The sequence below is a fragment of the Bradyrhizobium sp. SZCCHNR1002 genome (assembly GCF_032381435.1).
Lineage (GTDB): Bacteria > Pseudomonadota > Alphaproteobacteria > Rhizobiales > Xanthobacteraceae > Bradyrhizobium > Bradyrhizobium aeschynomenes.
This window is the reverse complement of sequence record NZ_JAUHIS010000004.1, coordinates 224393-247063: the sequence shown is the minus strand read 5'-3', so window position 1 is coordinate 247063 and position 22671 is coordinate 224393. Positions and strand designations below refer to the sequence as shown.

The 22671-nt window shown below is 66.4% G+C and carries 16 protein-coding genes; 5 read left to right on the top strand and 11 right to left on the bottom strand.

Annotation, left to right across the window (positions count from 1 at the left end; all coding sequences use genetic code 11):
• Positions 1 to 145 precede the first annotated feature (145 nt).
• Complete coding sequence (locus QX108_RS20800; protein WP_315719120.1) at positions 146 to 931, top strand: enoyl-CoA hydratase/isomerase family protein; 786 nt, start codon at positions 146 to 148, stop codon at positions 929 to 931.
• Positions 932 to 939: 8 nt separating this feature from the next.
• On the opposite strand, the gene QX108_RS20795 is transcribed toward QX108_RS20800, so the two are convergent.
• On the bottom strand, positions 940 to 2658 hold the full coding sequence (locus tag QX108_RS20795; protein WP_315782940.1) for an IlvD/Edd family dehydratase: 1719 nt from the start codon (positions 2656 to 2658) through the stop codon (positions 940 to 942).
• Between the two features lie 135 nt (positions 2659 to 2793).
• Positions 2794 to 3612 (bottom strand): NAD(P)-dependent oxidoreductase, encoded by an 819-nt coding sequence (locus tag QX108_RS20790; RefSeq protein ID WP_315782661.1) that lies wholly within the window; start codon positions 3610 to 3612, stop codon positions 2794 to 2796.
• An 89-nt stretch (positions 3613 to 3701) separates the two neighbouring features.
• Here QX108_RS20790 and QX108_RS20785 point away from each other — a divergent pair, with 89 nt between their 5' ends.
• Positions 3702 to 4670 (top strand): SMP-30/gluconolactonase/LRE family protein, encoded by a 969-nt coding sequence (locus QX108_RS20785; RefSeq protein WP_315782663.1) that lies wholly within the window; start codon positions 3702 to 3704, stop codon positions 4668 to 4670.
• Positions 4671 to 4833: 163 nt separating this feature from the next.
• Here the strand turns inward: QX108_RS20785 and QX108_RS20780 are convergent, their stop codons facing one another.
• Positions 4834 to 6264, bottom strand: a complete 1431-nt coding sequence (locus tag QX108_RS20780; protein WP_315719117.1) for an aldehyde dehydrogenase family protein — start codon at positions 6262 to 6264, stop codon at positions 4834 to 4836.
• A 488-nt stretch (positions 6265 to 6752) separates the two neighbouring features.
• Positions 6753 to 9137 carry a transketolase gene (locus QX108_RS20775; protein WP_315782665.1) on the bottom strand — a complete coding sequence of 795 codons (2385 nt, stop codon included), beginning with the start codon at positions 9135 to 9137 and terminating at the stop codon, positions 6753 to 6755.
• A gap of 142 nt (positions 9138 to 9279) precedes the next feature.
• Here QX108_RS20775 and QX108_RS20770 point away from each other — a divergent pair, with 142 nt between their 5' ends.
• The 3 genes from QX108_RS20770 to QX108_RS20760 all read left to right on the top strand — a co-directional run bounded on the left by QX108_RS20770 (position 9280) and on the right by QX108_RS20760 (position 13674).
• A complete protein-coding gene (locus tag QX108_RS20770; protein ID WP_006613390.1) occupies positions 9280 to 9741 on the top strand; it encodes an Lrp/AsnC family transcriptional regulator in 462 nt (153 codons plus the stop codon).
• Between the two features lie 1509 nt (positions 9742 to 11250).
• Positions 11251 to 12354 carry a ferredoxin gene (locus tag QX108_RS20765; RefSeq protein ID WP_315719115.1) on the top strand — a complete coding sequence of 368 codons (1104 nt, stop codon included), beginning with the start codon at positions 11251 to 11253 and terminating at the stop codon, positions 12352 to 12354.
• A 54-nt stretch (positions 12355 to 12408) separates the two neighbouring features.
• A complete protein-coding gene (locus QX108_RS20760; protein WP_315782667.1) occupies positions 12409 to 13674 on the top strand; it encodes a 2Fe-2S iron-sulfur cluster-binding protein in 1266 nt (421 codons plus the stop codon).
• 285 nt (positions 13675 to 13959) lie between these two features.
• On the opposite strand, the gene QX108_RS20755 is transcribed toward QX108_RS20760, so the two are convergent.
• From QX108_RS20755 to QX108_RS20725, 7 genes are all read right to left on the bottom strand, one after another.
• Positions 13960 to 15132 (bottom strand): fumarylacetoacetate hydrolase family protein, encoded by a 1173-nt coding sequence (locus tag QX108_RS20755; RefSeq protein WP_315782669.1) that lies wholly within the window; start codon positions 15130 to 15132, stop codon positions 13960 to 13962.
• A gap of 114 nt (positions 15133 to 15246) precedes the next feature.
• Positions 15247 to 16200 (bottom strand): DMT family transporter, encoded by a 954-nt coding sequence (locus QX108_RS20750; RefSeq protein ID WP_315782942.1) that lies wholly within the window; start codon positions 16198 to 16200, stop codon positions 15247 to 15249.
• Between the two features lie 194 nt (positions 16201 to 16394).
• The gene (locus QX108_RS20745; RefSeq protein WP_315782671.1) at positions 16395 to 17234 is read right to left on the bottom strand and encodes an aldo/keto reductase; all 840 of its coding nucleotides are present in this window, start codon (positions 17232 to 17234) and stop codon (positions 16395 to 16397) included.
• 197 nt (positions 17235 to 17431) lie between these two features.
• Positions 17432 to 20125, bottom strand: coding sequence for a molybdopterin-dependent oxidoreductase (locus QX108_RS20740; RefSeq protein ID WP_315782673.1), 2694 nt, complete (start codon positions 20123 to 20125; stop codon positions 17432 to 17434).
• 18 nt (positions 20126 to 20143) lie between these two features.
• Positions 20144 to 21358 (bottom strand): NAD(P)/FAD-dependent oxidoreductase, encoded by a 1215-nt coding sequence (locus tag QX108_RS20735; protein ID WP_315782675.1) that lies wholly within the window; start codon positions 21356 to 21358, stop codon positions 20144 to 20146.
• Positions 21359 to 21363: 5 nt separating this feature from the next.
• Positions 21364 to 21789, bottom strand: a complete 426-nt coding sequence (locus tag QX108_RS20730; RefSeq protein WP_315782677.1) for a globin family protein — start codon at positions 21787 to 21789, stop codon at positions 21364 to 21366.
• An 82-nt stretch (positions 21790 to 21871) separates the two neighbouring features.
• The gene (locus QX108_RS20725; RefSeq protein WP_315726045.1) at positions 21872 to 22666 is read right to left on the bottom strand and encodes an ABC transporter ATP-binding protein; all 795 of its coding nucleotides are present in this window, start codon (positions 22664 to 22666) and stop codon (positions 21872 to 21874) included.
• Positions 22667 to 22671: the final 5 nt, after the last annotated feature.

Below are 22671 nucleotides of genomic sequence, written 5' to 3'. Positions count from 1 at the left end.
CCGTATCCCGTGTTTGCACGCCTTGTCTGCTGCGGGTTTACCTCCCGTCATGCCAGCCGTGCCGGGTTGTCGCAGACTTCCCCGGCATTGTCACCGGCCCGCTGTGCGCTTTAAATGCGGCAACAACCATACGAGGGAGGATTGAATGTCGGACGCAGAAGCGGAACCTGCCCGCCTGAGCATCGAGGGCCCGATCGCGACCATCACGCTCGACCGTCCGGCCGCGTTCAACGCCATCAACCTCGCCATTGCGCAGCGCCTGCAGCAGCTCGCGGCGCAAGTCGAGGCGGATCCGAGCATCGGGGTGCTTGTTTTGAAGGGCGAAGGGCGTGCCTTCTGCGCCGGCGGTGACCTGCAGACGATTGGCGCCGCGGCCGAAGCCGATACGATCACACCCGTGGTCAGCGAACTGCTGCATCACTATCACGCCTTCATCGCCAGCCTGCGGCGCATGCCCAAGATCGTACTCGCCAGCGTTCACGGATCTGCTGCGGGCGCCGGGATGTCGCTTGCCTTCGCCGCCGACCTTTGCATCGCAGCCGAAGAGGCCCGCTTCACGCCGGCCTACGCCAAGCTCGGCGTTTCGCCCGATGGCGGCGGCACCGTCGGGGTCGTCGCCACCGCCGGTGTCCGGCGCGCGCTGCAGATCTTTCTGGCCGAGGACAGTTTCACGGCCGCGCAAGCCCATGAGTGGGGCCTGGTCGCCAAGGTCGTCCCCGGGTCCGAGCTCGCCGCAGCCACGGACGCGCTGGCGCAGCGGCTGGCGCAGAACGTGCCGGCCGGCATCGCCGCCACCAAGGCGTTGATCCATCGGGCGCCGACCAGCTCGGTCGAGGACCAGTTGGCCGCGGAGCGCGATGCGATCATCAATTGCATGCACACGGATGAATTCCGCGCCGCCGTGAAGCGGTTCACCAGCAAAGGAAAGTAGGACTGCGCTCACCCCTTCCCTTGCCCCTTCCCTTTCCGCCGCATGAAGTCGAAATCGCAGCCGTCATCGGCCTGCAGAATCGTTTCATGAAACAGATGCGCATAGCCGCGCTCCGCCCAGTCGGGCGTCGCGGCAGCCGTCAGTGCAGCGCGGCGCCGGTCGAGCTCGGCGTCGTCGACCAGCAGATCGATGCTCCGCTTGGCAACGTCGAGACGGATCATGTCACCGGTCCGGACCAGCGCCAGGGGACCGCCGACGGCAGACTCCGGCGTGATGTGCAGCACGATCGTACCAAACGCGGTGCCGCTCATGCGCGCGTCCGAGATCCGCACCATGTCCTTGGTACCGCACCGTGCGAGCTTTTTCGGGATCGGCAGATAGCCCGCCTCCGGCATCCCCGGCGCGCCCTTCGGCCCGGCGTTGCGCAGCACCAGCACGTCGTCAGCCGAGACGTCGAGATCGGGATCATCGACCCGCAAGGTCATGTCCTCGACCGACTCGAACACCACAGCGCGCCCGGTGTGCTGCAGCAGCTTGGGACTCGCGGCCGAATGCTTGATGACGGCGCCGCGCGGAGCAAGATTGCCGCGCAGCACTGCAAGGCCGCCTTCCGGCTTGATCGCGTCGGCGCGCGAGCGGATCACATCTTGCCCAGGCACATCCTCCGCCGCAGCGACGATGTCGCGCAGCGACTGACCGGTGATCGAGCGGCAGTCCAGATCGATGAGATCGCCGAGCTGCTGCATCAGCTTCGGCACGCCGCCGGCGTGGTGGAAGTGCTCCATGTAGTGATCGCCGGACGGCTTGAGGTCGACCAGCACCGGCACCTCGCGGCCGATGCGGTCGAAGGCGTCGAGATCGATCTTGTGCGGGGTGCGGCCAGCGATCGCGGCGAGATGCACGAGGCCGTTGGTCGAGCCACCGATCGCCTGCAGCACCACCTGCGCATTCTTGAAGGCAGACGGCGTCAGCAACTCGCTGGGCCGCGGCCCCTTCGCCTTGGCCATTTCGGCCGCGACCCGGCCGCTGGCTTCGGCCGAGCAGAAGCGTTCGGCATGCGGCGCCGGGATCGTCGCGCTCATCGGCAAGGACAGGCCGAGCGCCTCGGTGATGCAGGCCATCGTGGAAGCCGTGCCCATCACCATGCAGGTGCCGACCGACGGCGCGAGCCGGCCATTGACCGCCTCGATCTCGCTGTCGTCCATCTCGCCAGCGCGATACTTGGCCCACAGACGGCGGCAGTCGGTGCAGGCGCCGAGCACCTCGCCTTTGTGATGTCCGACCACCATAGGTCCCACGGGAATGACGACGGTCGGCAGATCCGCCGACACCGCGGCCATGATCTGCGCCGGCAGCGTCTTGTCACAGCCGCCGATCACGACGACCGCATCCATCGGCTGCGCGCGGATCATCTCCTCGGTTTCCATCGCCATCAAATTGCGCAGATACATCGAGGTCGGATGCGCAAAGCTCTCGGCGATCGAGATGGTCGGAAACACGAACGGCATCGCGCCCGACAGCATGACGCCGCGCTTCACGGCTTCCAGGATCTGCGGCACGTTGCCGTGGCAGGGGTTGTAGTCGCTGTAGGTGTTGGTGATGCCGACGATGGGGCGGTCGAGCGCGTCGTCGGAATAGCCCGCCGCCTTGATGAAAGCTTTGCGAAGGAACAGCGAGAATCCGGCATCGCCGTAAGCGGTCAGTCCCTTGCGCAGGCCATCGGTCATGGTCTTCTCTTTCATTCTCTACGTCATTCCGGGGCGCGCGAAGCGCGAACCCGGAATCCAGACATTGTCTTACGCTCTCACAACGAGATTCCGGATTCGCGTGCTGCGGACGCGCCCCGGAATGACGGCCTCCAACTAACCCCAGTCGATGATCCGGCTGGTGTCGGCGTCGAACTCCGTGGTGCAGAACGCGCCGCCCTGGAAATAGTCCCCGATCGGATCGGCGGGCAGCTTGGCCTGCTCGGCCATGGCGTGCTCGCGGAAATCCTCGGCGCGGCCGGTCGGGCGATAGCCGAGATCATAGGCGCGCTGGTTGTCCCACCAGGCCCGTTCGTTGAGCGAGGCGCCGTACAGCACCTCGAAATGGATGTCCGGATGCTCCAGGCCGATGCGGCAGAGCTGGACGAGATCCTCGGGCTTCAGCCAGATCGACAGCCTCCGCTTGTCGAGCGGCTTCTCGCCGAAATTGCCGATGCGCAGACACGTGACCTTCAGCCCGTGCTTGTCGGCATAGAGCGAGCCCACCGCCTCGCCGAACACCTTGCTGACGCCGTAGCGGCCGTCGGGGCGCGGCTGCACGTCGTTGTCGATCTTGCGGTGGCGCGGATAAAAGCCGACGGCATGGTTCGACGACGCGAACACCACGCGCTTCACACCATTGCGGCGCGCCGCCTCGAACAGGTTGTAGCCGCCGATGATGTTGGCCTGCAGGATATCGTTCCACGGGCCCTCGACCGAATAGCCGCCGAAATGGATGATGCCGTCGACGCCTTCGCACAGCGCCTCGACCTGAGCGAGGTCGGCAAGATCGGCCGCCTTGAAGGTCTCTTGGCTGGAGAGATCGGCCGGCGGTTTGAGGTCGCTGAGCAGAAGGTCCGGATAGATCGGCGGCAGCAGCTTCCGCAAAGACGTGCCGATTCCTCCGCTCGCACCGGTCATCAAGATACGTGGCATTTCATCCCTCGTGTTGGGTCCGCAGGTTTGCGGTCGTGACAAGCCGATGATAGCAGAGATCGCCAGGGCACAATAACGGGACCAGCCAAATGTCCGACGGAAACGCTCACGCGCAGGGCTGGCGCCCTGCCACTTTCTATCCCGATCCGGCGATCCAGGCGCTGGATCCGCGCTTCGAGAAGTACTGGCTCAAGCTGTCGGCCGTGGAACGTCTGGCCACGGGCCTGCGCTGGGCCGAGGGGCCGGTGTGGTTCGGCGACGGGCGCTATCTGCTGTGCAGCGACATTCCCAACCAGCGCATCCTCAAATGGGAGGAGGAGACCGGCGCGGTGTCGGTGTTCCGGAAGCCGTCGAGCTTTGCCAACGGCAACACCCGGGATCGCCAGGGCCGGCTCGTCACCTGCGAGCACGGCGGCCGACGTGTCACCCGCACCGAATATGATGGCTCCATCACGGTGCTGATGGACTCGTTCGACGGCAAGCGGCTGAATTCGCCGAACGACGTCGTGGTGAAATCCGACGGCTCGATCTGGTTCACCGACCCGAGCTTCGGGCTGCTCGGCAATTACGAGGGCTACAAGGCCGAGCCGGAGATCGACACCCACGTGTACCGCATCGACGGCGCCACCGGCCAGGCGACCATCGTCGCCGAGGGGGTGCTGGGGCCGAACGGGCTGTGCTTCTCGCCCGATGAATCCATCCTTTACATCGTCGAATCCCGTGGGCAACCGACGCGCAAGATCCTCGCTTATGACGTCTCCGCCGATGGGACGAAGCTCACCAACAAGCGCGTCCACATCGATGCCGGGCCGGGCACGCCGGACGGCATGCGCTGCGACGTCGACGGCAATCTCTGGTGCGGCTGGGGCATGGGCTCGCCCGAGCTCGACGGCGTCATGGTGTTCGCGCCCGACGGCGCGCCGATCGGACGCATCGCCCTGCCCGAGCGCTGCGCCAATGTCTGCTTCGGCGGCCTGAAGCGCAACCGCCTGTTCATGGCCGCCAGCCAGTCGATCTACGCGCTCTATGTGAATACGCAGGGCGCGCTGGGCGGCTGACCACACGTCGTCCCGGACAAGTGAGCGAAGCGAACGCGATCCGGGATCCATACCGCGTGATGCCTGTTTGAGCCCGTGTGGCCGACGCTCTGCATCAAAGCGTCGGCCGGTGGTTATGGGTCCCGGCGTTCGCCGGGACGACATTGTATTTGTAGCAGCCAACTCAAGCCGCGTTGTAGCCCGCGACGGCCTTGACCTCGAGATACTCCTCGAGACCGAACCGGCCCCATTCGCGGCCGTTGCCGGACTGCTTGTAGCCGCCGAACGGCGCGGTGCGGTCGTTCGGGACGCCTTGCAGGTTGACGTTGCCGGCGCGGATCTTGCGACCGACCTCGCGGGCCTTCTCGATCGTCGGCGCGGTGACGTAGCCGGCGAGACCATAGGGCGTGTCGTTGGCGATCTTCACCGCCTCGGCTTCGTCCTGCGCGCCGATGATGACGAGCACCGGCCCGAAGATCTCCTCGCGCGAGATCGTCATCTCGGGCTTGACGTCGGCGAAGATCGTCGGACGCACATAGAAGCCCTTGTTGACGCCCTCGGGCAGGCCCGGACCACCGGCGACGAGGGTCGCGCCCTCCTCGATGCCCTTGTTGATCAGCGCCTGGATCTTGTCCCACTGGCCGCGATTGACGACCGGGCCGATGGTGGTGCCCTCGCCGCGCGGATCGCCGGCCTTGGTCTTGTCGGCGACGCCCTTGGCGATCGCGGCCACTTCCTTCATCCGCGCAGCCGGCACGATCATGCGCGACGGCGCGTTGCAGGACTGGCCGGAGTTGTTGAACATGTGCATGACGCCGCCGATGACCGCCTTGTTCAGGTCGGAGCCTTCGAGGATCACGTTCGGCGACTTGCCGCCGAGCTCCTGGCTGACGCGCTTGACCGTCGGCGCGGCGCGCTTGGCGACGTCGATGCCGGCGCGGGTCGAGCCGGTGAACGAGATCATGTCGATGTCGGGATGCTCGCTCATCGCGGCGCCGACCTCCGGCCCCAAGCCGTTGATCAGGTTGAACACGCCCTTCGGCACGCCGGCTTCGTGCAGGATCTCGGCGAAGATCAGCGCCGAGGTCGGGGTGAACTCCGACGGCTTCAGGATCATGGTGCAGCCGGCGGCGAGCGCGGGCGCGACCTTGCAGGCGATCTGGTTGAGCGGCCAATTCCACGGCGTGATCATGCCGACGACGCCGACAGGCTCGCGCACCACCACGGACGACGGCAAGGTCTCCTCGAACTCGTATTTCTTCAGCACGTCGAGCGTCGACATCAGATGGCCGAGGCCGGCGCCGGCCTGCAGCTTCTCGGCCATCGGCAGCGGCGCGCCCATCTCGTCGGAGACGGCGGCGCCGATCTCCTTCATGCGGCCCTTGTAGATCGTGATGATCTTCTCGAGCAGTGCGACGCGCTCCTCGCGCGAGGTCTGCGAGAAGGTCTCGAAGGCGCGCTTGGCGGCGGCCACCGCCTTGTCGACATCGGCCTTGGAGCCCAGCGCAACCTCGTACATCGCCTCTTCGGTCGCCGGATTGACGACCGGGGTGGACTTCTTGACGACCGGATCGACCCAGGCGCCGTCGATGTAGAATTGCAGGCGATTGACCATCGGAAAACCTCTTCAGGTGGAAGCATATGGGGGAGCGGCTGCGCGCGGACCGGCATCCTGGCACGCGCGATCCGCGGGATGAACCCGCCACATGCGGGGACCGGGGTTGCGTCCCGCGGATATAGGAGCAAGGCCGCGACCGGCGCAAGCCGAGGCGCCTGCGTTTCGTCGCCGCTCCATTTTGCGCCGCAGCAAGCACGGCTCCCCTGTTTCGCCTCCGGCCGGCCATCATTCCGGATGGCAGAATTTCCAGCTCGAAGATTCATTTCCGAGATGTGAACTGCTTCACATCGCCGTCCGATCGCCGTGGCTAATCTCCTCGTCATAGATATGACGGCATCTCGAAAGGACGCCGGACACGATTTCAGAACCGATACTTTCTCCAGTTCTTATTGCGTAGTCTTTCAGCACGTAGACATTTGATCCAAGTTGCGACGCCGTCTCCTTCACCCAGGTGAGGGGGCGGCGTCCTCGCTTTCGGCCCGCCCTCACACCGCCATCTTGCGATGCCGGACCGGCGCGCCGGTCAGGCTCTCGGCGGCATCGATGATGGCGTTCGCGTCCATGCCATTGTGGCGATAGAGATCGTCGATCGTGCCGGTCTGGCCGAACTTCTCCACCCCCAGCGCCTCGACGCGATGGCCGCGCACCGAGCCGAGCCAGCCAAGCGTCGCCGGATGGCCATCGATAACGGTGACGATGCCGCAATCGCGCGGCAGCGGCGCCAGCAACTGCTCGATATGGCTGAGATGCTGCACGCCACGGCGATGCCGCCGCAGGCTGCGGGCCGCGGTCCAGCCGGCGTGCAGGCGGTCGGCCGAGGTGATCGCGAGCAGGCCGACATCGCGGCGGGATTCGCCGATCAGCCCGGTGGCCTCGATTGCTTCCGGCGCAACCGTCCCCGTATAGGCGATGATCACCTCCGCGTTTGGTCCCGGCTTGCGCAGCCAATAGGCGCCGGCGGCGATGTCCGCTTCCATCTCCGGCGTCATGATGCGCTGCGGCTGGTCGACCGGGCGGGTCGACAGCCGCAGGTACACCGAACCGCCCTCGCCCGGCTCACGCTGCATATGGGCAAAGCCCCATTTCATGATCGCGGCAAGCTCGTCAACGAAAGCCGGCTCGAACGACGACAAGCCGTCCTGCGCCATGCCGATCAGCGGCGTCGCGATCGACTGGTGCGCGCCGCCCTCCGGCGCGAGCGTGACGCCCGACGGTGTCGCGACCACCATGAAACGGGCATCCTGATAGCAGGCGTAGTTCAGCGCATCGAGGCCGCGTTCGATGAAGGGATCGTACAAGGTCACGATCGGCAGCAGCCGCGCGCCGTTGATGGAATGCGACAGGCCGAGCGCGGAGGCCATGATGAACAGATTCATCTCGGCGATGCCGAGCTCGATGTGCTGGCCCTTCGGCGACGCCGCCCAGTTGAAGGTCGACGGAATCTTCTCGCTGCGGAACAGGTCGGCCTTCTCGGCATGCGCGAACAGGCCGCGGCGGTTGACCCAGGCGCCGAGATTGGTCGAGACGGTCACGTCCGGCGACGACGTCACGATGCGCGAGGCGAGCGCAGTGTCGCTGCGCGCGAGATCGTTGAGGATCAGGCCAAAACCCTGCTGCGTCGACATCTGCGCCGCCGCGGTGAAGGTCAGCCGCTCCGGCACATCGAAGACGGCATCGTCGAGCCGGCGGCCATCGCGGTTGAACGGCACGGAGGCCAAGAACGCCTCCAAAGTCGCCGCGTCCTGCGTCAGGCCCTCGAACTTGTCCCACTCATGGCCCGGGCGGATGTTCTGCTGCGCGCGCCAGGTCTCCATCTGCGCGACCGTCATCAGGCCGGCATGGTTGTCCTTGTGGCCCTGGAACGGCAGGCCGACGCCCTTGATGGTGTAGGCGATGAAGCAGACCGGACGATCGTGATCGATCGACTCGAAGGCCTCCAGCATGCTCGCCATGTCGTGGCCGCCGAGATTGGACATCAGCGCCAGCAGCTCATCGTCGCTGCGCTTGTCGAGCAGCCGCGTGACGTCGCCCTGGTCGCCGATCTCGTCCTGGATGTGCTTGCGGAACGCAGCACCACCCTGGAAGCACAGCGCCGCGTAGAGCGCGTTGGGGCAATTGTCGATCCAGCGCCTGAGCGACTCGCCGCCGGGCTCGGCGAATGCTTCGCGCATCAGCCGGCCGTATTTCACGATCACCACGTCCCAGCCGAAATTGCGGAACATGGTCTCGAACTTCTCCCAAAGGCCCTCGCGCACCACGGCATCGAGGCTCTGGCGGTTGTAGTCCACGATCCACCAGGTATTGCGCAGGCCATGCTTCCAGCCCTCGGCCAGCGCCTCGAAGATGTTGCCCTCGTCCATCTCGGCGTCGCCGACCAGCGCGATCATGCGGCCCTCGCGGCGGTCCTTCATCCAGCCATGCGCCTTGACGTAGTCCTGCACCAGCGAGGAGAACAGCGTCTGCGCGACGCCGAGGCCGACCGAGCCGGTCGAGAAGTCGACATCGTCGACATCCTTGGTGCGCGACGGATAGGACTGTGCGCCCTTGAAGCCGCGGAAGTTTTCCAGCTTCTCCCTGGTCTGCCGGCCGAACAGATATTGGATGGCGTGGAACACCGGGCTCGCATGCGGCTTCACCGCGACGCGGTCCTCGGGGCGCAGCACCGAGAAGTACAGTGCCGACATGATGGTCGCGAGCGAGGCCGAGGACGCCTGGTGGCCGCCGACCTTGAGGCCGTCGACGTTCGGCCGGATGTGGTTGGCGTGGTGGATGGTCCAGGACGACAGCCACAGCGCCTTGCGGGTCAGCGCGTTCAGGATGGCGAGACGGTCTGACGATGCGGATGGCGTCAATGCAGATGGCTTGGCCATGGCGCGCGGCTCCCAGGGGCGTTCGGTGGATTCGTTGACTTTAATCCTGCCAAGGCGGCCATAATTCTCAAATTTTCGCGCACGCCGGGCCATTATTGGGATATTTTCCCACCAGATTGACCCTTTCCGGCACCCTATCCCAATGCCCGACCTCGACGCCATCGACCGCAAGATCCTCGGCCACCTCCAGGCCGACGGCCGCATCACCATGCAGGAGCTCGCCGACAAGGTCGGCCTCTCCGTCTCGCCCTGCCACCGCCGCGTCAAGCTGCTGGAGGAGCGCGGCGTCATCACCCGCTATCTCGCGACCGTCGACCAGAAGGCGCTCGGGCTGCACGTCTCGGTCTTCATCTCGATCAAGCTGGCGCGGCAGAAGGAGGAGGATCTGAAGCGGTTCGAAAAGGCCATCTCCGCCTGGCCCGAGGTGCTCGAGTGCTATCTGATGACGGGCAACCGCGACTATCTGCTGCGCGTGGTAGCGGCGGATCTGTCGTCGTATGAGGCGTTCCTGAAGACGAAGCTGACGCGACTCGACGGCATCGCCTCGATCGAGTCGAGCTTTGCGCTCAGCCAGGTGAAGTACTCGATTGCACTGCCGGTGTGACGCACGCCGGCTCCTCGCCCACCGCCGTCGTCCCGGCGAACGCCGGGACCCATACTCCGCGGCGGTTGTGAGGCGCGAAAAGGCCAATGACCATCCAGCCACAAACTCCTCCCAGGGGGTATGGGTCCCGGGTCGGCGCCCGACAACGCTTTGCGTTGCCGGGCTTGTCCGGGACGACAGCGGTGGGGACCGAGGCGGCTCGGCTCCCGCGAGCGATGTGTCGCCTGTTGCATTGAGGATGCGGGCGCGAGCCCATACCTTTCCTCCGTCATTCCGGGGCGCGCGGAGCGCGAGCCCGGAATCCATAACCACGATCGGGCGTATGGATTCCGGACCCGCGCCGCTGCGCGTCGCGTCCCGGAATGACGACCATTGTCGTGTCGACGGAATTGCCACAAGCATCTGAGTCGCCACACGAGCTCGGGATTTCCACACGCGTCTTCATCACATGTGTTCGCGATCCCGCGACGCACTTCGCCCGGGTCATGCTGATCTCATCGCCCTTTTGGAAGTGAAGGGCGCAGGGAAGGCTGGGCGCTGGCCGCGCCCGTGGCCCGCCTGCGAGAAAGAATGCAGGCGGCAGGTACCACAGGTCTGGCCGAGAACGCCCGGCCTTCCCCGCGCGATGGTTTTGACGGCTGCTTCGCGTTCTCCCTGGTGCGCCGGGCTTTCTGGCCACCATCACGAGCGCGACACGCTGAGGCATCGTCACCCGCTTGATATCAGCGTCGGGATATCAGGACCGCGCGACTTGACCGTGCGTGCATTATTGTTCGTCCGCGCGACTGATCACGCTGCAACGACACACGCCCATCGCATTCCGCTGCCGACGTCCATGACGACCGCGATACGTCCCCTCCGACGCAACGGAATGAGCGGGAGCATAATGCTGATTTCACGAAGTCGCCAAGCGGTTTATTTTTCATCCGGGGGCTGGACAGGATTTGCGCAGGCAATCTGATTTGCCCGTCGGGTCGCCACGCGCACCGCCGGCCTCTCCCAGCGTGCGGGGAGAGGCCTGATTGCATCGGCAGATGCAATCAGGATCAGGGGAGACTCTCCGCTGGGCTGGTGCGCGCGGCTGCCCCTCCCCCACCCCTCTCAGCGCGAGCGAAGCCTTGATCGCGCCTGCGATCTGTCACGGCCAAGGCCGTCATTGATCCAGATCAAACGCCTCGGGAAAACATCTCCCGCTTCCAATCAAATCCTTGATGTTCCTCGGTTTGATCCAGATCAAACGGCCGCATGCCTACCGCAGCATGGCCCAGACACGTCCATATTGGCCGTCAAAAAGCGCCACATCTCGCCGTCAGATTCTGCGGCACAGCATGCGCTGATGACGCGAACTAACAGGCACGGCGGACCAACACGTCCGGCCCGACGTCGTCACACCAGCGCGCCCGTACAGAGAAACCAGCGTCCTGGAAAGCAATGCGAAACAACAGCGCTCAACGTTCGGCTCAACACGATTATGCTTCGTACCAACGACAGACCCGGCCGCTCACCCATGTGGCCGTGAACGTGGCTCCCGCCCGATATCAGCCGGCCGCGCAGCCCGGCAGCCGCAGCACGGGGCGCGGCGAGCGGCGGTTCTGGCTGACGATGCAGACGGTGATGCTGGTCGTCGGCGTTCTGCTGGTGAATCTCTTGCTGTTCTTTCCCGCGCTCGGCATCGCCTTGATGTGGAATCTGCTGATTCCGGTCGCGCCGGCGTTGGTGACGATCTCGCCCGGGCTGTGGCGCAACATCTGCCCGATGGCGACCTTCCATCTGCTGCCGAACAAGATGGGGATCTCGCAGAACATCCGGATGCCGGAATGGGGCGCGGCGACGCTCGCGGTGATCAGCGTGACGCTTCTCTTCATCGTGGTGCCGATGCGACGCATCGGACTCAATGTCGACGGCCCGCTGACGGCGGTCATGCTGCTGTCGGCTGCGTTCATGGCGTTCGCGATGGGCTCGGTGTTCGAGATGCGCTCGGGCTGGTGCACCTCGCTGTGCCCGATCCACCCCGTGGAGCGGCTCTACGGCACCAATCCGGCGCTGACCTTCAAGAACGCCCGCTGCAACATCTGCGAGGCCTGCAGCAATCCCTGCCCCGACTCGACGCCGGAGCTCACGCCGACCGCGGGCGTGCCGACGAAGGTCCAGCAGTTTCTCGGCAGCTTCCTGACCGGCAGCTTTCCGGGCTTCGTGTGGGGCTGGTTCCAGGTGCCGGACTATCCGCCGCAGCAGGTCGGCAGCGCCGAGATCATCACGGCCTATGTCTGGCCGTTCGGTGCGGCCATCATCAGCTACATCCTGTTCCGGATCGGCGAGCACCTGCTGCGCTACAAGCCCGCCACCCGCACCCGGATGCATCGCATCTTCGCGGCGACTGCGATCAGCACCTATTATTGGTACCGCCTGCCGGGCCCGGCCTCGCTGCTGCCGGACTGGTTTCCGCTGGTCTCGCATCTCGTCACGACGCCGTTCTTCTTCTGGTTCCTGGTGCTGCGCTCGCCGAAGGTGAGCTGGCTGAAGCGGCCGGTGATGGCGTCGAACTACTGGTCGAGCCGGTTCGAGAGCACGACCAACAAGAACCTGATCCGCGTCTCACCCGGCAAGGCGTGATCGCGCGGCACAAGCCCCAACACAGTCATCGCGTATTCGATCGAGGAGTTGATCATGTCGAACTTCAGGACCGTCACCGTCAAAGGCCGCCAGTTCCGCGTCCGCGCGGGTGACGTGCTGCTCGATGGGGCGCTCGCCAACGGCGTCGAGATTCCGTTCGACTGCCGCGCCGGCACCTGCGGCACCTGCATGGTCCACGTCTCCAAGGGCCAGACGGTCTGCGGCGAGACGCATACGCAGGGCATGATCTATGCGTGCCAGGCGCGCGTGGTGTCAGATCTCGACGTCGAGATGGAGGACGTGCCTGAGATCGACATCAGCAAGGCGCGGCTCGTCGGCCTGCGCGAGGTGGCGCCCGACATCATGGAGCTGATGATCGCGCCGGAGAAAAGCATCAGCTATCTGCCGGGGCAGTACTTCAAGTTCACCTTCAACGGCTATCCGGCGCGCGCCTACAGTCCGACGGCGTCGTTCGACGGCCGCATCGGCGGCCGCGTCATCCATCTCAACATCAAGCGCGTGCGCGGCGGACGTGTGACGACGGCGCTCGGCAGCGGCATCCGTCCCGGGCATCGGCTGCGCATCCAGGGGCCGTATGGTCATGCGTTCCTGCGCCCCGGCGGGACCGGCCGGCTGATCCTCGTCGGCAGCGGCACCGGCTTTGCGCCGATCTGGGCGATCGCGGCGATGGCGCTACGCGAGCAGCGGAGCCGGCCGATGGTCATCATCGCCGGCGCCAAGAAGCTGCCGCAGCTCTACATGACGCCGATCCTGGCGCAGTTGGCGCGACTGCCGAACGTCACGATCATTCCGACCGTGGAGGAAGGCCCGATCAATCACGCCTCGATCCGCACCGGGCGCATCGAGCCGCATATGCCGACGCTGACCGCCTCCGACGTGGTCTATGCCTGCGGCTCGCCGCGCATGGTGAGCGCGCTCGCCGGCATGGTGGAAAAGGCCGGCGCGACGTTCTACGCCGATCCGTTCGACCCGGCCCCGCCGGAAGCGCCGTCAGGCCTGATCGGACGCATCAAGACGCTGGTGGCGCGGCGGCCGACGGAGCCGGAGCCCAGCCGCGACAGCGGCAAGAGCCCACGCGACGCCTCGGTCGATCCGTTCGAGCGCGCGCTGTCGCTGGTGCCGAAGGATCCGATCGAGGACGATCTCGGCCTGCGCCGTCCCGCCGAGCCGCGCCGCAGCACGGCCGCCGAGCGCGATCACGCGCTGTCGCTGGTCCGCGAGCGCGCGCTGGGCGAGCAGGCGTCGTTGCAGGAGCGCCCCCGCCGCGCTGCCGGGCAGATGGCGTCGGGGCACGTGTGAAGCCGCCCCTGCCGTCGAGGACCGCCGCACGGCATGGATTTGGGTTCAGAAGGCTCCCAGACCACCGCGGTCATCCCCGCGAAAGCGGGGATCCAGTACGCCGCGGCCTCTCGGTGGACCCATTCAGGCCGCGGCGTACTGGATCGACCGGTCAAGCCGGGCGATGACGACTGAGTGCTATGAGACGTCCTAGGCTATTCCTCACGCGCGCTGCGGCGTATGGATTCCGGGCTCGCTCTTTCGCGCGCCCCGGAATGACAGCGGGGGGTGTGGAGGCCGCGTGCCTCAGATCAGCTTGCGCCTGGCCAAACTGCGCATCAGCGCGCCGACGCCGAACGTCCACGGCTCGCATTCGTCGCTGTTGCGCATGCGGTTGACGAGGCGGCCGAGCTGGGGCGCTGAAATCGTGACGATGTCGTCGCGCTTGTGGGTGAAGCCCTGCCCCGGCGCATCGCGGTCCTTCACCGGTGCGAACATCGTGCCGAGGAACAGCGCGAAGCCGTCGGGATATTGATGCACGGCGCCGATGGTCTGAGAAACGAGATCGGTCGGATCGCGGCTGATCTTGCTGATCGAGGAATGGCCGTCGAGCACGAAGCCATCGCTGCCGGTCACGTTCAGCGCGACGTCCATCTTGCGCACATCATCCAGCGTGAAGCTCTTGTCGAACAGGCGCAGCAGCGGGCCGATGGCGCAGGAGGCGTTGTTGTCCTTGGCCTTGGACAGCAGCAGCGCCGAGCGGCCCTCGAAGTCGCGCAGATTGACGTCGTTGCCGAGCGTGGCGCCGACGATGGCGCCGCGGCTGGACACCACGAGCACCACCTCCGGCTCCGGATTGTTCCAGGTCGATTTCGGATGCAGCCCGGCATCCATGCCGGTGCCGACCGACGACAAGGTCGGCGCCTTGGTGAAGACCTCGGCGTCGGGACCGATGCCGACCTCGAGATACTGGCTCCAGGCATTCTGCTCGATCAGCACCTGCTTGAGGTGCATCGCCTGGTCCGAGCCCGGCTTGAGCTTGGAGAAGTCGTCGCCGACCAGCCGCACCACCTCCTTGCGGATCGCCTCGGCCGAGGCCGGGTTGCCGCGCGCGCGCTCCTCGATCACGCGCTCCAGCATCGAGATCGCGAAGGTGACGCCGGCGGCCTTCAGCACCTGCAGATCGACCGGCGCCAGCAGCCATGGCTTGGCGGGATCGCGGCGATCGGGCGAGGTGTTGGCGAGGATGGCGGCGAGATCGCCGATGCGCTCGCCCTTCATCGCTCGCAGCGCCGCGGCCGGATCATCCTGCTCGCAGAGGGCGCTGACGGTGGGGAAAGCCGAGGTCACGTCGAACACGCCGTCATCGCGCACGGCCACCACCGCCGGGCCATCGACGTCAGGTCGCCAGATGCGGCCGACCAGCGTTCCGCTGGCGCCGTCGTCCGGCAGGACGGATTCGGGCGTGAGATCGATCATGGCTGCGTGCTCCCCTGTTGTTCTTGTTGCTCAGCGCACCCGTAGCATCGGCGGGCGCAGGCTCCAAGCCGCACAGTCTCATTTCGGGGAGGAGGCCGAGCGACAGAGCGCCGCTCAGGGATTCGGCGAGCTTTCGCCGGCGACCTGCAGCAGTTGCGAGCGGCGGACGCGCTCGCGATGGGCGGTGTAAAGGCCGCTGGAGACGATGAAGGCGGCGCCGACGATGGTCCAGACGTCCGGCAGCTCGCCGAATACCAGGAAGCCGAGGATGCTGACCCACAGCAGCTGGGTGTAGGAGAACGGCGCCAGCACCGAGGCATCTGCATAGCGGAAGGCGAGCACGACGATCCACTGCCCCATGGTCGAGGCGACGCCGACCAGCACGCCGAAGGCGATGTCCTGCCAGGACGGCGTGACCCACACGAACGGCACCATCATCGAGAGCACGCAGACGCCCGCGATCGACGAATAGGTCATGATGGTGATCGCGTGCTCGCGCCCGCTCATCATGCGCGTCATGATCAACGTGCAGGCCCAGGCGAAGGCCGAGACGATGGGGAACAACGCGGCGAGATGGAATGCGCCGGTGCCGGGCCGGAGGATGATCAGCACCCCGCACAGGCCGACGGCGGTGGCGATCCAGCGGCGCAGGCCGACCTTCTCGCTCAGGAAGACGATCGACAGCGCGGTGACGAACAGCGGCGCGACGAAGCCCGTCGCCGAGGCCTCGGCGATCGGCAGGTAGCGTAAACCGGTGATGAACATCAGCGACGAGCCGAGCAGCGCGATGCCGCGTAGCAGCTGGAACTTGAGCTGCTCCGTGCGCATCGCAAACAGCGGCGAGCCCGGAATCATCGCCGGCACCATGATCAGCGAGAAGATGACGAAGCGGATCCAGGTGATCTCGACCGACGGCAAGGTCTTCGACAGATATTTCGCCGTGACGTCCGAGGTGCCGAGGAACACGGTCGACAGCAGGATGAGCGCGATGCCGCGGAATGGCCGGTCGGCGCGCGCGGGCGCGCGCTTGCGCTTTGGCTGCGGCTTGTCCTGCAGCGTCGTCGGCACGTCGTCGAGCCGCGCGGCAGCAGCCGCGCTGGGGGGCGGGGTCACGGTCGAACTCGGAATTGGAATGCAAAACGAATCGGTGAGTGGCGACAAAACGCCAATCACGGCTCGCCGACAACCCGTTGAAAGCGGGCAGCACTTATGCGTTGCTCACGCGCCGGTAGCAAATATCCGTAATACTCCGTGATGCTGCACTACAGCATGGGCAGGCCGCGCGGCTTCGGACCGCGCGGGAAGGCGCGATCGATGGCGGCAATCTCGGCCGCGGTGAGCGCGATGTCGCCGGCGGCGGCGTTCTCCTCGGCATGTTCGAGACGCGACGCCTTGGGGATCGCGAGCAGAGATGACGCGCGGGTCAGGAACGCGAGCGCGATCTGGCGCGGCGTCGCCTTGTGCTGCTGGGCGATGCGCTGCAAGACTTCGCCGCCAGGACTGCGCGGCTCCGGGAAGTCATCGTGGCCGAACGGCGAGTAGGCGACCACGGCGACGCCGTGCTGGCCGCACCACGGGATGACCGCGTGCTCGATGGCACGCTCCTGCAGGTGGTACAGCACCTGATTGCAGGCGATCTTGCCCTCGCCCGCGACGTCAAGCAGCTCGTCGAGATCGTCGACGTCGAAATTGCTGACGCCCCAGGACGCGATCTTGCCGGCGGCCTTGAGCTCCTCGAACGCGGCGACGGTCTCCTCCAGCGGATAGGAGCCCGGCCAATGCAGCAGATAACAGTCGAGCCGGTCCGTCTTGAGGCGCTTCAGCGAGCGTTCGCAGGCGGTGATCGTGCCCTTGCGCGAGGCGTTGCTGGGCAGGACCTTGGACACCAGAAACACCTCGTCGCGGCGGCCGGCGATCGCCTCGGCGATGACCAGCTCGGCATCGCCATACATCTCGGCAGTGTCGATGTGGCTCATGCCGCGGTCCAGGCCGCGCTGCAACGTGGTGATGGCCCGTTTGCGGTCGGCGTGGTCGAGATACCAGGTGCCCTGCCCGATCACGGACACACTCGCGCCGCCGGTTCCGAATGTCTTGTGCTTCATTTGGGAGAGCATAGAGGATAGCGGAGGTGGCGTCGATTGGCTCGCCCAGCGCGTAGTCAACCAGCAACGTCATTCCGGGGCGACGCGCCAGCGTCGAACCCGGAATCCCGAGATTGGTTTGCGCCAATTACCGCTCAACACATCGAGATTGCGGGTTCGAGGCCTGCGGCCTCGCCCCGGAATGACGGTGGAATTGGCTAGCTCGCCACTTTCACTGCATCAGCCGCCTGCGCCGGCATCTGCGTGATCAGCCGCTTCATCTCCGGAATGCACGAGCCGCAATTGGTGCCGGCCTTGAGCTGCGCACCGATCGCGGCGGGCGTGCGCGCACCGGCCGCGATCGCCTCGCAGATGGTGTCGCGGCCGACGCCGAAGCAGGCGCAGACGATCGGGCCGCCACCGGTGCCATCCGGCGCGCGGCCGGACAACAGCATGCGGCGCTGCTCGTCGTCGAGACGATCGGCGGCGAACATCGTCTTCACGACGTTCCAGTCGCCGGCGTCGTGGCCGGGGCCGACGAACAGGCACGTCGCGATGCGATCCTCGGTGAAGGACGCCGCGCGATAGACGCCGCCGCCGACATCCATGTAGTCGGCGACGTCCTCGGTGGCGTGCGCCTTCAGCCAGGCCGGCCAGCGCGACAGGTCGCCATTGTCGGCGAACAGATAGCCGAAGCCGCCCGGCACCGTGGCGCGCACCCACCACAGATTGGACGGCAGCGCGATCTCGTGGCGTGCAAGGATGAAACCGCGGAACACGTACTCGTAGGGGCTGATCGCGGCCGGCGTCGCCTTGGCCTCGGGCTGGCCGGAGAACGGATCGGTGTGCGAGGCGACCAGCGCGCCGACGCGGCCATGCGAGGCGTTGGTCGCATTCCAGTGGATCGGCGCGAACAGCATGCCGCGCTGCTGGCGCTCGCTGACGACGACCTTGAGGATGCACTGGCCGTGCTCGGTGGTGACCTTGGCAAAGCCGTCATGCATCAGGCCGTAGCGCAGCGCGTCGTCCGGATGCACCTCGACGAACGGCTCCGGCAGATGCGCCCCCAGACGCGGGCTGAGGCCCGTGCGCGTCATCGTGTGCCACTGGTCGCGGATGCGCCCGGTGTTGAGACGCATGGGACGCGCGGCCGTGGTCTCGCCGCGCAGCGCCGGGACCTCGGGCGCGACGAAGCGCGCCTTGCGGTCGTTGGTGTAGAAGGCGCCGTCGGCGAAGAAGCGCGGTGACGGCGGCCTGCCCGCAGGCGCGGGCCACTGCACCGGGGCCATCATGTCATATTCGTCGTTCGACAGCGTCGCCAGCGCGCCGATGTCGAAATCGCGGCTGCCGTCGTTCTCGAACGCCGACAGCGCGGCATGCTCGCGAAACACGTCGGCCGCGGAATTGTAGTTGAAGGCGGAGGCGAAGCCGAGCCGCTTGCCGACCTCGCTGAGGATCCACCAGTCCGGCATGGCCTCGCCGGCCGGCGGGAGAAACGCGCGCTGGCGCGAGATGCGGCGCTCCGAGTTGGTGACGGTGCCCGACTTCTCGCCCCACGCCTGCGCCGGCAGCAGCACATGGGCGCCGACATCCACGGTGTCGTTGGAGCGGACGTTCTCGGAGACGACGAACAGTTCGAGCTTCTTCAGCGCGGCACGCACCAGATCGGCATCCGGAAGCGACACCGCGGGATTGGTGCCGATCACCCACAGCGCCTTGATCTGGCCGCGCGCGATCGCCTCGAACATCGCGACCGCCTTCAGCCCTTCATGGGTGGCGATGTTGGGCGCCTTCCAGAAGCGTCGGACACGATCCGTGTCCGGCGGCGTGAAACCCATGTGGGCGGCGAGCTGATTGGCGAGACCGCCGACCTCGCGCCCGCCCATCGCATTCGGCTGGCCCGTCAGCGAGAACGGCCCCATGCCCGGCTTGCCGATGCGCGCGGTGGCAAGGTGGCAGTTGAGGATCGCGTTGACCTTGTCGGTGCCTTGCGCCGACTGGTTGACACCCTGCGAATACAGCGTGACCGCCTTGGGCGTGTCGCGGAACAGCTTGAAGAAGGCGGCGACGTCGGCCTCCGACAGGCCGGTGGCGAGCGCGGTGGCGCCGACGCTGCCGGCGAGGCTGCGCGCGCGCGCGAGCGCGTCGTCGAATCCGCTCGTGTGGTTCGCGATGTAGTCGCGATCGAGCGCGCCGGCGTCGGCGAGATGCACCAGCAGGCCGGAGAACAGCGCCGCGTCGGTGCCCGGCTTGAGCCCCAGGAACAGGTCCGCTTCCTCAGCCGTGTCGGTGCGGCGCGGGTCGACGACCACGAATTTGGCGCCCCGTCCCTGCTTGTTCGCCAGCATGCGCTGGTACAGCACCGGGTGGCACCACGCGGCATTGCTGCCGACGAACACCAAGAGATCGGCCTGGTCGAGATCTTCATAGGTGCCGGGCACGGTGTCGGCGCCGAAGCCGCGGCGGTGGCCGGCGACCGAGGAGGCCATGCACAGCCGCGAATTGGTGTCGACATTGGCCGAGCCGAGAAAGCCCTTCATTAGCTTGTTGGCGACGTAATAGTCCTCGGTCAGCATCTGGCCCGAGAGATAGAACGCCACCGCATCCTCGCCGTCGCGGGCGACGATGTGCTTCATGCGGCTCGCGACGTGGTCGAGCGCATCGCTCCAGGCGACGCGCTCCATGCCGCCCTTGCAGCGGATCATCGGATGCAGCAGGCGGTTGTCCAGCCCGAGCGTCTCGCCGAGCGCCGAGCCCTTGGAGCAGAGCCGGCCGAGATTGGCCGGATGCACGGGATCACCGGAAACGGCGGCACCGCCGTTGCCGTCGGGCGTGGCCAGCACGCCGCAGCCGACACCACAATAGGGACAGGCCGTGCGCACCGTGCGCAGCTTGGGATCGACAGTGGTCATCGTCGTGCGAGCCCCCCCTCACGCAGCCTTCGGCCGCGTCCCCACGCGGCCGAACATCATCGCCGTCCGGATCGACGCGATCGGCTCGCGATTGCGGATCAGGTCGCGATACCACAAGGCGTCCTGTGTCTCGCCGATCAGCACGGCGCCAGTGAGGCGCCCCTGCGCGATGACGAGCTTCTTGTAGATGCCGCGCCTCACATCATTGAGCACGATCTGCTCGCTGCCCTCGGCTCCGATGAAATCGCCGGCCGAGAACACCGAGACCCCCGACACTTTCAGGTTGGTCGACACGACGCTGCCGCCATAGGCCGCCTTGCGCCCGGCCAGATGGCGCGCCAGAACCCGCGCCTGCTCGTAAGCCGGCTCGACCAGCCCATAGCAGGTGCCGCGATGCTCGGCGCATTCTCCGAGCGCGAAGATGCCGGGCGCCGATGTCTGCATGGCGTCGTCGACCACGATGCCGCGGTTGACGGCAAGCCCCGCCTCCTTGGCGAGCGCGACATTGGGCTTGATGCCGGCGGCGAAGATCACGGCGTCGGCGGCGATCCGGCGACCATCGGCCAGCTCGACACCCTCGACGCAGCCGTCGCCATGAATGGCCGCGGTGCTGGCATTGAGCAGCACCTCGATGCCCTTGCGCGCCACCAGCGCCTTGAGCAGCGCGGCGGCCGGCGCATCGAGCTGCCGCTCCATCAGCCGGTCCATCAGATGCAGCAACGTGACCCTGGCGCCGGCGCGCGCCAGACCGTAGGCCGCTTCCAGCCCGAGCAGTCCGCCGCCGACGACCACGACGCGCGTCTTCCGCGCCGCGAGCGCCAGCAGCACGTCGGTGTCGCGGCTGTCGCGGAACGTGTGCACGCCGCGCAGATCGGCCCCCGGCACAGGGAGCCGCAACGGCAGCGAGCCGGTGGCCAGGACCAGGCGCGAGAACGCCACGTTCTCGTCGTTCTCGATCTGAAGCTCGCGGCGGCCGACATCGATGCCGGTGACCCGCGCGCCGTATTTCAAGGTCACGCCGCGCTCGCGCCACCAGGCGGCCGGCTTGAGCTCGATCTCGTGCGACGCCGCCTCGCCGGCCAGCACCGATGACAGCAGCACACGGTTATAGGCGAGCCGCGGCTCCTCGCCGATGACGGCGATGGCATAGCGGCCGAGGGCCGTCTGCGACAGCTCCTCGACCAGCTTTGCTGCGGCCATGCCGTTGCCGACGATGACGAGCGGTTCACTCAACGCCTCTACTCCGCCGCCTGCGCCTTGCCGTGGGCTTCGGCAATCATGTAGCTCGACAGCGTGCCGTAGGCAGCGGTCCATGCCGCGGCGACCTCGGGAGTCCAAGCTGCGCCCAGCCCCTTCTCAAGCGTCCACAACAGGGCGGAGCCGACCACCGGATAGTGCTCGGGCTTGGCACCATAGTCCACATGGCGCTTGGCCAGTGCGCTCGCAGCCGGCAGGATCGCAGGCAAGTTGGACAACCCATTCACAACCACAGCCAGCGTGGCCATCAGCTTCTTGCGCTGTTCGGTGAGATCATCGGGAAACATCTGCCGCACCTGCGGCGCGACCTCGAACAGGCGATTGTAGAAGATCACGGCGGCCTGGTCGGAAATCGGCGCGACCTTGGCGAAACTCTCCTGAACCAGGGCGATCTGTGACGGCGTCATGGGAAATCCTTTTGATGAAACGAGAACCCGTTAGTCGCCGGAGGCGGAGAGCGGTTCGATCCGCTCTCCGCCTTCGATTCTGTCAGGCCGCCTCGACGAAGCGGTGCCGTTCGTAGAGGAATTCGAGCACGCGCTGCCGGCACTTCACGTAGGTCGGGTTGGTCGCGAGCTCGAGCCGCTTGCGCGGACGCGGCAGCGCGACCTCAAGCACCTCGCCGATATGCGCACTCGGGCCGTTGGTCATCATCACGATGCGGTCCGACAGCAGCACGGCTTCGTCGACGTCGTGGGTGATCATCAGGATGGTGTTGCCGAGCTTCTGATGCAGCGCCATCACCGAGTCCTGCAGATGCGCGCGGGTCAGCGCATCCAGCGCGCCGAACGGCTCGTCGAGCAGCAGCACCTTCGGCTCCATGGCCAGCGCGCGCGCGATGCCGACGCGCTGCTTCATGCCGCCGGAGATCTCGCTCGGGCGCTTGTCCTTGGCGTGAGCCATCTGCACCAGGTTGAGATTGTGCAAGGTCCAGGCGTCGCGCTCGGCGCGGGTCTTGGACCTGCTGAACACCTTGTCGACGCCGAGACGCACGTTCTCATAGACCGTGAGCCAGGGCAGCAGGCTGTGGTTCTGGAACACCACGGCGCGGTCGGGTCCCGGCGAGTTGACCTCGCGCTCCTCCAGCAGCACGCCGCCGGTCGTGGCCGTGGTGAGGCCGGCGACGATGTTGAGCATCGTCGACTTGCCGCAGCCGGAATGGCCGATGATCGAGACATACTCGCCCTTCTCGATCGAGAGGTTGATGTCCTTCAGCACCTCTGTGGTCGCATTGCCGCGAGTGAAGGTCTTGTCGACGTGGTCGAGCTTCAGATAGGCCATGATCGAAG